This window comes from Kribbella albertanoniae, assembly GCF_004348455.1.
In the GTDB taxonomy this organism is placed as follows: domain Bacteria; phylum Actinomycetota; class Actinomycetes; order Propionibacteriales; family Kribbellaceae; genus Kribbella; species Kribbella albertanoniae.
Window position 1 is genome coordinate 1 of the sequence record NZ_SMKA01000342.1, and the last position, 9,173, is coordinate 9,173.

At 68.1% G+C, this 9,173-nt stretch carries 7 protein-coding genes and 2 pseudogenes; 1 reads left to right on the forward strand and 8 read right to left on the reverse strand.

Features of this window, described 5'->3' with window-relative positions:
• Positions 1-1,768: 1,768 nt before the first annotated feature.
• From E1261_RS40570 to rpmH, 8 genes and pseudogenes are all read right to left on the reverse strand, one after another.
• Positions 1,769-2,722: a ParB/RepB/Spo0J family partition protein gene (locus E1261_RS40570; protein WP_132415078.1), complete on the reverse strand. Its 954-nt coding sequence runs from the start codon at positions 2,720-2,722 to the stop codon at positions 1,769-1,771.
• Complete coding sequence (locus E1261_RS46695; RefSeq protein WP_272948643.1) at positions 2,719-3,666, reverse strand: ParA family protein; 948 nt, start codon at positions 3,664-3,666, stop codon at positions 2,719-2,721. The genes E1261_RS40570 and E1261_RS46695 overlap by 4 nt, the downstream gene beginning before the upstream one ends.
• Positions 3,667-4,439: 773 nt before the next feature.
• Positions 4,440-5,075, reverse strand: coding sequence for a 16S rRNA (guanine(527)-N(7))-methyltransferase RsmG (rsmG, locus tag E1261_RS40580; RefSeq protein WP_238176757.1), 636 nt, complete (start codon positions 5,073-5,075; stop codon positions 4,440-4,442).
• 44 nt (positions 5,076-5,119) lie between these two features.
• Complete coding sequence (locus tag E1261_RS40585; protein WP_202875426.1) at positions 5,120-5,629, reverse strand: Jag family protein; 510 nt, start codon at positions 5,627-5,629, stop codon at positions 5,120-5,122.
• Positions 5,630-5,939: 310 nt separating this feature from the next.
• Positions 5,940-6,917, reverse strand: a pseudogene (gene yidC, locus E1261_RS40590) (membrane protein insertase YidC); the annotation flags it as partial.
• 3 nt (positions 6,918-6,920) lie between these two features.
• Positions 6,921-7,247 (reverse strand): membrane protein insertion efficiency factor YidD, encoded by a 327-nt coding sequence (gene yidD / locus E1261_RS40595; RefSeq protein WP_132415081.1) that lies wholly within the window; start codon positions 7,245-7,247, stop codon positions 6,921-6,923.
• Complete coding sequence (gene rnpA / locus E1261_RS40600; protein WP_132415082.1) at positions 7,244-7,591, reverse strand: ribonuclease P protein component; 348 nt, start codon at positions 7,589-7,591, stop codon at positions 7,244-7,246. Before rnpA ends, yidD begins: the two co-directional genes overlap by 4 nt.
• A gap of 25 nt (positions 7,592-7,616) precedes the next feature.
• Positions 7,617-7,754: a 50S ribosomal protein L34 gene (gene rpmH / locus E1261_RS40605; RefSeq protein ID WP_132165595.1), complete on the reverse strand. Its 138-nt coding sequence runs from the start codon at positions 7,752-7,754 to the stop codon at positions 7,617-7,619.
• A 479-nt stretch (positions 7,755-8,233) separates the two neighbouring features.
• Here rpmH and E1261_RS40610 point away from each other — a divergent pair.
• A pseudogene (locus E1261_RS40610) lies at positions 8,234-9,173 on the forward strand (hypothetical protein); the annotation flags it as partial.

Sequence of the window (9,173 nt, forward strand, 5' to 3'; positions counted from 1 at the left end):
CAGACCCATCTCCTCCCACCCCGCTTGATGGGCTGACCCCAAGCTGGTGTTATGGGTTGCCCACCTGAGCCGGTACGACGTTGAGCACGGGTCAGGCATCCGCGCGGCAAGCAGGTGGTTCAACCGTGCTCAAGGTGAGCCGGCCTGGCGACCTTGAGCACGGCTCAACCGTTCCGCCGGGGTCCAGATGACTGGTGGATGCTCAAAGTGACTCCCGCCTCGCGATCTCGGACCCCGGGGCAGTCCGGGCGCGCGCTATCCGATCGATCTTCGTCGCCGAGTCCCCAAAGTCCATCGGACAGCGCAAAACTCCAGCATCACGCACCTCAGCCACAGCCCGTCAGCCCCAGACAACGTGAACCCGCGGCAGCCGACCTCGCCATCCGGCCCAGCCCTCTGCTCGGCGCCCCTCTGGTTTCAGTCGACCGCCGTTGGCGGTCGAGTGGGTTAAGACCCGAAAGGACTCGGCCGGACACGTGCGCTCTGGCTGAGCGCCGCTCCCGGCCGACTCGAAAGACAGCATCGCTGGGCGCCGCGGTGGCTGCGGTGGCTGCGGTGGCTGCGGTGGCTGCGGTGGCTGCGGTGGCTGCGGTGGCTGCGGTGGCTGCGGTGGATGGTGCGATCTGTGACCGCGGCTCTACATCGCCTGAGGCGGACGGGCTATGGCTGGGGAAAGCTGAGGCTCCGTCGCCTGACATGTGACCCGTCGCTGGAGAGTGGGGTGGATGTTCGCCCCGGCCGGTCCCTGTTCCTCCCCAAACCGGTTTGGGGAGCGCTGGCACCCTCCGCGAGGGGATCTGGGGAGGATCCACCCCCCCCAAATCCGTCGCGGATCCGCCCCAAAGCGGTTTGGGAGGGGCTTGGGGCAGGGCGCTCGCAGCAGGCTCCTCGAACCGATTCGGGGAGGATCCACCCCCCGAATCCGTCGCGGGTGCTCCCCAGACCGCGTTGGGGCGGGCGAGGGTTGGGCTGAGGTTGCTGTGGATCTGCGGGACGGCTGCGGGCGGCGGGCCTGAGGAAGTCCGCACCGGAGGTGGGGTCTGGAGTCAGCTTGTGGCGATCGGCGAGTGTGCGCGCAGGGTCTCGGGGCCGGATACCCGAGCGGCGCGCGACCACGCCGTACGAGCATTGGCTCCTGTCTCACGCCACCAGTCGCGGCCGGGGCGGGGGCGAGCGTCGTCCAGGCCGGAGGAGTGTCGTTGCCGACGGCAGAGGTGGCTGATGCGCGAACGGAGGCGCATCCATCACCCGGGGCCATCCATCACCTGGGCCATCCATCGCCCGGGGCATGCAGCACCCGGGGCATCCAGCACCCGGGCCGTCCATTGCCTCGGGCCGGCGCGCTCAGACCTGAGGGACGCTCCCTGAGAACGGATTCCGGGGACTACCCACAGCGGGACACACATCGGTGGGTGCGAGGAATGTGCCCACTCCCCAAAGCGGTTCGGGGAGGACTCACCACGCGAAGCCGGCCGACATCCACCCAAGCGGTTTGAGCGCCAGCAGCACGTGGAGGAGACGACACCAGCCGCCAGAGCGGGTCGGGGTGCGTCCACCTGCCTGAACCTCGCGCCGGAACCCGCTGCCGGAAGCTCAGTGGATGCTGCCATGAGCGGGTCGGGGAAGACGCACCATCCGGCGCCGCGGCCAGGGCGCCCGTCCCGGATCGGGGCGGGCGGGCAACGCTGGTGGGGCCACAGTGCCCCACGCGGTTCGGGTGCATCGGCTGCCTGGGAGGGCTTGGATGCGTCGCCGAAGGCGGGTGGGGTCAGCTGGTGGGCTTGTTGGGGTCCATGAGGGTGACGATGCGCTCGAGGTCGTCGATGGAGGCGAACTCGACGGTGATCTTGCCCTTGGTTTTGCCGAGGTCGACCTTGACGCGGGTTTCGAAGCGGTCGGAGAGGCGGTCGGCGAGGTCGACCAGGCGCGGGGCCACCGGCTTGTTGCGGCGGCGGGCCGGGGTGGGGTCGTCGCCGTTCATGTCGCCCAGGGCGACGATCTCTTCGACGGTGCGGACGGAGAGACCCTCGGCCACGATGCGCTGGGCTAGGCGTTCGATGGCGTCGCCGCTGGGGAGGCCGAGCAGGGCACGAGCGTGACCGGCGGAGAGGACGCCGGCTGCGACGCGGCGCTGGACACCGGCGGGGAGCTTCAGTAGCCGGAGGGTGTTGGAGATCTGCGGGCGGGACCGGCCGATGCGGGTGGCGAGGACCTCTTGCGTGCAACCGAAGTCGTCGAGCATCTGCTGGTACGCCGCTGCCTCTTCGAGCGGGTTCAGCTGGCTGCGGTGCAGGTTCTCCAGGAGCGCGTCGCGGAGCATGACGTCGTCGGAGGTGTCGCGCACGATCGCCGGGATCGTGGTCAGGCCGGCGGCCTGGGTGGCGCGCCAGCGGCGCTCCCCCATCACCAGTTCGTACTTGTCGTCCTCGAGGCGGCGGACGACGATCGGCTGCAGCAGGCCGATCTCCTTCACCGAGTGGACGAGTTCTTCCATCGCCTCTTCGTCGAAGACCGAACGCGGCTGCTTCGGGTTCGGGGAGATCTTGCCGACCTCGATCTCCGCGAACTCGGCGCCGGGTACGGCGGCCAGTTCAGGCCCGGCCTTCTCCCGCGGCGGTGCGCCGGGGATCGAGTGGGACTTGGTGCCGAGGGTCTGCGGAGTACCGGGCGCGGGATTGCTCGGGATCAGCGCACCGAGGCCGCGGCCGAGTCGGGTGTTCATCGGGCTCCCTCGAGGTTGTTCCGCATGGCGATCTCGCGCGAGGCCTCGAGGTACGACAGGGCGCCGGCCGAGGCCGGGTCGTAGGCGAGCACGGTCTGCCCGTGGCTCGGTGCTTCTGAGATCCGGACCGACCGCGGGACAGCGGTGCGCAGTACGGCGTCCCGGAAGTGTCCACGAACCTCGGCAGCGACCTCGCCGGCCAGCTTGGTGCGGGCGTCGTACATGGTGAGCAGGATCGTGGAGACGTCCAGGCCCGGGTTCAGGTGCGACTTCACCATGTCGATGTGCCGGAGCAACTGGGACAGACCCTCGAGGGCGTAGTACTCGCTCTGGATCGGAACCAGCACCTCACGGGCCGCGGTCAGCGCGTTGACCGTCAGCAGACCCAGCGACGGCGGGCAGTCGATGAAGACGTAGTCGTACTTCTCACCGGCGGCCTCGGTCTCGGCCAGGTGCGCGTCCAGGACGCGCTTCAGCCGGCTCTCCCGGGCCACGATGCTGACGAGCTCGATCTCGGCGCCGGCCAGGTCGATGGTCGCCGGGATCACCTGGATGCCCGGGTGCTCGGCGCATGGCTGGAGCAGCTTGCCCAGCGGCTCGTTCTCGATGATCGCCTCGTAGACCCCGGGGGTTCCCTCGGAGTGGTCGATCCCGAGCGCCGTGGAGGCGTTGCCCTGCGGGTCGAGGTCGATCACCAGGATCCGGGCGCCGTACAGGGCCAGGCCGGCGGCGACGTTCACCGTCGTGGTGGTCTTGCCGACGCCACCCTTCTGGTTGGCGACGACGAAGACCCGGGTCTCGGCGGGCAACGGGAACTCGCGGCCCATAGTGCGTCCTTCATTCACCAGCAGGGTCCGTTCGGTGGCGGCGGCGATCGGGGTCTCGAGAAGTCGTCGCTGAAGCTCGTCCGACGTGGCCCGCGCGGCGATCTGTGCGGCAGTCATAGCGCCCATTCCAATAGGTGCGGGACTTGGCCCGAAGAGGATGTCAGTGGGGGTTGGTGCGGGTCTGCCCCCAGCTTCATCCACAGGCCTCTGTGGACGAATCCCCGCGTAAGAGGGCAGTTTCGTGCGGTCGTCATCCACAGGCAGTGGAGACTCGGGAAGGTCTGTGTCGGCATCGACCAGGGACGCCGTTTCACGTGAAACACCATCATCCCCCGAACTCTCCGTTTCACGTGAAACGGGATCCGGCGTGGACGGTGGAGTGAGATCGAGACCACTCGCCGCGGCTGTCCGGAGTGCCGATCCAGCAGCAGGAGTGAGGAACTTGGGGGACGCGACCAGCTCCGATTCCGCCGGCGCCGCGTCCGCTGCTGGAGATGCAGTGGCAGCAGATTCAACGGGTACGTCTTCGATCGGCGCCTGGCCCACAGGTGCCGGGCTAGCGGATGCCGGGCTAGCGGATGCCGCGTCCATGCGCGCAGAGGTCACCGGTGCCGAATCGACAGTGGGGGCGTCGGCAGGGGCGGCATCGTGCACGGAGTCGGCCGGTGCGGCGTCCACGGCGGGAGCAGGCTCGACGGGGGTCGCGTCAACAGGCGCGGACTCGGTGCGGGTCGATTCCGTGAGTTCGGAGGTGACCTGTTCCGCGACGACTACGTCGGCCGGGGCGGGAGCGGTTGGTGAGGGGTCGGTCGGCCAGCCGATGCCTTGTGACTTGCCCGGCTCTCCGGTGCTCTTCTCGGGCCACCCGAGGGCACGACTCACCAACCCACTCACCTCCTGCGTCCGCCGCGCCGGGAACCCCCTGCAGCACGTCCGGCCACAATACTCACCACAGTCGTCGGCTGGGCCAGTTCATCCGTGCCGAGTTGATGAATGTGCCAGACGTCGGCACCCAGCGCCGAAAGTTCGGCCTCAGAGGCGTTCAACTCCTCCTCCGCGGACGAACCCTTCATCGCCAGCATCAGTCCTCCCTCGGCGCACAACGGCAGGCACCATCCCGCCAGTTTGCCCAACGGCGCAACTGCCCTCGAAGTCACCACGTCGTACGACGCTCGTGGCAGATCCTCGGCGCGAGCCCGGACCACCGTCGCGTTGTCGAGCTGTAGCGCCTCGACCGCTTCGTCGAGGAACGTCGTACGTCGCAACAGCGGCTCGACGAGATCGACCTGCAGATCGGGGCGGACGATCGCGAGCACGATCCCGGGCAGGCCGGCCCCGGTACCGATGTCGCCGACCGAGGCGCCCTCCGGGATCAGCCGCTCGAGCACCGCACAGTTGAGCAGGTGCCGGTCCCACAACCGCGGGACCTCCCGCGGGCCGATCAGGCCGCGCAGAGTTCCCTCAGTCGCCAGCAGTTCGGCATAGGCCGCAAGCGGCGCCGCCGCCCGTGGATAAAGCTTCTCCACGAGCGGCGGCGTTTCACGTGAAACAGAATCAGAACCAAAATCTGTCATGCGGGTTGGACGACCACGCGGCGCCGGGGCTCTTCGCCTTCGGACTCGCTCGTCAGGCCCGCGGCCGCCACGACATCGTGGACGACCTTGCGCTCGAACGGCGTCATCGGGTCCAGGCGGACCGGCGCACCGGAGTCCTTCACCTCGTCGACCGCCTTGCGGCCGACCTCCTCCAGCTCGGCCTTCCGGTTCGCCCGGTAGTTCGAGACGTCCAGCATCAGTCGGGACCGCTCACCGGTCTCCCGGTAGACGGCCAGCCGGGTCAGCTCCTGGAGCGCCTCCAGGACCTTGCCGTTCTCACCGACCAGGTTCTTCAGGTCCGCGCCGACGATCGACACCGCGGCCCGATCGCCGTCGATGTCCATATCGATGTCGCCGTCCAGGTCGGCGATGTCGAGCAGTTCCTCGAGGTAGTCGGCGGCGATGTCGCTCTCCGCCTCCAGTGCCTTCAGTCGGTCCGCGGCGGTCGGTTTCGCCGTCTCGGTGTTCTCCAGGCCGTCGGTCACGGCAACTCCTTCATCATGTCGAGGCCCGCCCCACGGGGACCCAGGGTCAATCAGAGCAAGAAAGGCACAGCACGAAGCTCAGCGGCAGGCGCAATCAGCGCGAACCGCCCGGCTTCTTCTGAGCGGCCCGGCGCTGCGCGGCGGTCTTCGCCGCGGGCTGGCGCTTGGCACCCGATCCCTTCTTGCCGGCCGGCTGCTTCTTGGCAGCTCCGGCCTGAGGCTTCTTCGCAGCGTTCTGCTGCGGCGTGCTCGACGTCTGTCCGTTCGACGCGGCCGGCTCGTCCGCCGTAGTACCAGCGGCGGGGCCGGTCTTGCGGTCGCTGCGCGACTGACGCTTCGGCTGCTGGCGCTGTGCCGGGCGACGGTCGGTCAGGGTGTCGCCGTCCTCCTCGCCGGGCAGGCCCTCGTCGGCCGGGCGACCGGCGCGCTTGTTGTGCTCACGCTTGCGGGCCTCCATGGCGTCGTACGCCGGAGTGCCGGGGGCCGGGTTGCGGCGGATCACGTAGAACTGCTGGCCCATCGTCCACAGGTTCGAGACGAACCAGTAGATGAGCACACCGATCGGGAAGTTGAAGCCACCGATCAGGAAGAAGACCGGGAAGACGTAGAGCATGATCTTCTGCATCTGCGCCGCCTGGCCCTCGAGGGCCTCCTTCGGCATGTTCTTGCGCATCAGCTGCAGCTGGGTGATGAACATCGTCGCCGTCATCAGGATGATTAGGACGATCGCGACGGCCTTGACGTTGGCCGAGCCGGAGCCGTTCGCCTTCAGGAAGGTCTGCGAGATCTCCGCACCGAAGATCTTCGCGTGCTGCAGCGAGGAGACGTACGGCTGCATGATGTCGCTGTGGGTCTTGCCCTTGGCCGCGTAGTCGAGCACCCGGAACAGGGCCAGGAAGATCGGCGACTGGAGCAGCAGCGGCAGGCACGAGGAGAACGGGTTGGTGCCCGTGTCCTTGTACAGCTTCATCATTTCCTGACCGAGCTTCTCCCGGTCGTGGCCGTACTTCTTCTGCAGCTCCTTCATCTTCGGCTGCAGCAGCTGCATGTTCCGGCTGGAGCGGATCTGCCGCACGAAGAGCGGGATCAGCAGGGTCCGGATGACGATCGTCAGACCCGCGATCGAGAGCGCCCAGGCCCAGCCGCTGTCCTTGTCGAACACCTGGGAGAGCAGCCAGTGCCACCCGACCAGCAGCGCCGAGACCGCCCAGTACAGCGGCGTCATGACGGCGTTGAAAACGTCTACGATCCCGTCCCACAAGGCGAGTTGGGGGACAACCAGATCAATCACTCAAGCACCTCGCTGCACAGGCCCGGCGTCCGCCGACGGACCGGGCTGATTGGCGGAGACAGTCTCTCCGCGGTGGTCGACATCTGTGGGTGGAACGGGGTCGTAGCCGCCGGGGTTCCACGGGTGGCAGCGGGCGAGTCTCCTCGCCGCCAGCCAGCTACCGCGCACCGCACCGTGGCGCTCGACCGCCTGGAGGGCGTACGCCGAACAACTCGGGTAGAACCTGCACACCTGCCCGTACAGCGGGCTGATCAGCAGCCGGTACAACTTGAGAAAACCAATGATCCCACTCTTGGCGGGATTCCTGATGACTGCCGTGAACCTCATCGCTTCCCCGACAGCCGGCTCAGTGCGCCGTCGACATCCGCGACCAATTCGTCGTACGACGCCGAGGCGGACGACGGAAGGGCGCGGACAACGGTCAGACTACCGGGCGGCAGATCAGGAAGCCGCGCGGCCAGTACGGCGCGCAGACGGCGGTGGACCCGGTTCCGGAGAACCGCGTTGCCCACCGCCTTGTTCACCACGAATCCGACGCGGGCGGGTTCGGTCCGGACGCCGTCCGGGGACAACAGATGGACCACCACCGCGCGCCGACCGGCTCGCCGACCAGCACGGACGGCGCGACGGAAGTCGTCGGACCGGCGTAACCGGTTCGACGCAGGCAACACGGGGTGGTCACCGTCGACAGGTCGCTCAGGCCGCGAGGCGCTGACGGCCCTTGTTACGACGGGCGGCGATGATGGCGCGGCCCGCACGGGTGCGCATCCGAAGACGGAAGCCGTGCTTCTTGTGCCGGCGACGGTTGTTCGGCTGGAACGTCCGCTTGCTCACTGGAATGACTCCGGTTACTCGAGAACTCGATGGTCGGCAGACCCAGGGATCGGAGCTGCCGCTGATGCGGTCCTGCACGCCATCGAGATCCTGAGGTGGTCCCGCCGGGAGCGCAGCACGAAAGGGCCGGTTCAACACCGACCGATCCACGGTACGTGGACGCCTGTGGACAGGTCAAACCAGGTATCCCCAGAATTATCCACAGGCCCTGTGGACAGAATAGTCGACGACTGGGGAAAACCTGGCCTGTCACACAGTGATCAGATTGATCACCAACTGCAACCACGCACCACGACTACGCTCCGGCGTCCACCCGACACGCCGCAGGTTGCCCCCAATTTGAGGTTCATAGCCTGTGGATGACGGCTTGAAGCAGTGTGGGCGGACTTGTTAGCGTCAGCCCCTCACACCAAAGGTCCCGCACTCCGCAATCGGTAACCAACCCGATCCAGCCGTCGTTCACAACTGTGGACAACCGTGTGGACAGCGCGGTGTTCGGGTCCAAGGTCGCGCCGCCCCGGAGCAGTCCGGAGGGCACCGGCCACCGCAGCGATGGATTCGGGGAGCAACGCGTGGTCGAGGACCATTCCGCCGGTACGGAGTACACGGCGGCGGAATACACAGGAGTGGACCAACCTGAGGACAAGTACCGCGGCGACGGCGAACCACCGCTGAACCGGTACACCCTCGGCACCGACGAGCAGCCCGGTACGACGAGTGCCGACCTGCGCCCCGAGCCCAGCACCGACTTCCGTTCCGAACTTCCCCCGGCTCCGACCCCGGACCAGCTCGACTTCCTGGTCCCGCCGCCGGCTCCACGCCGGCCCGAGCCGGAGACCCACCTCAGCCCCTCGCTGCCGATCCCGATGCCCGAGCCGCTGGCGCCGCGGGACCAGCCGGCGGACCCGTACCGCTCCCAGCCAGAGCAGCCCACCAGTACGTCGTACTTCGCACCTGCCCCGACTGTCTCCGGCTCGGGCTGGCGCACCGACCAAACGGCGAGCTGGAGTAGCGACCAGCACCACCACCCGGAACCCGAAGAGCCGGTCCGGGCCGAGCAGCCGTCGTACGACGAACGCCCGATCGAGCCGCCGGTGGCGCCACCCGTGGACCGTCCTGTGGAGCGCGCCTTCGAGCACCGTGTCGAGCAGCCTGCCGAGCCCACCATGGAGCGTTCGGTGGAGCGAGTCCCGGAGCAGCCGGCGGACCGAGCCCCTGAGCGGCCGGTTGAACAGCTGATCGAGCGGGCACCTGAGGCGGCGCCCGAGCAAGCACCGAGCGCAACACCTGGCGCGACACCGAACACGGCACCCGACTGGGGTGTCAGCGGTGGACCGGTCTCCGGGCCGAGGCGGAACGAGGGTGATGAACGTGCAGAGGCTGACAGCACCATCGCAAGCAACCCCACCCCAGCACCCC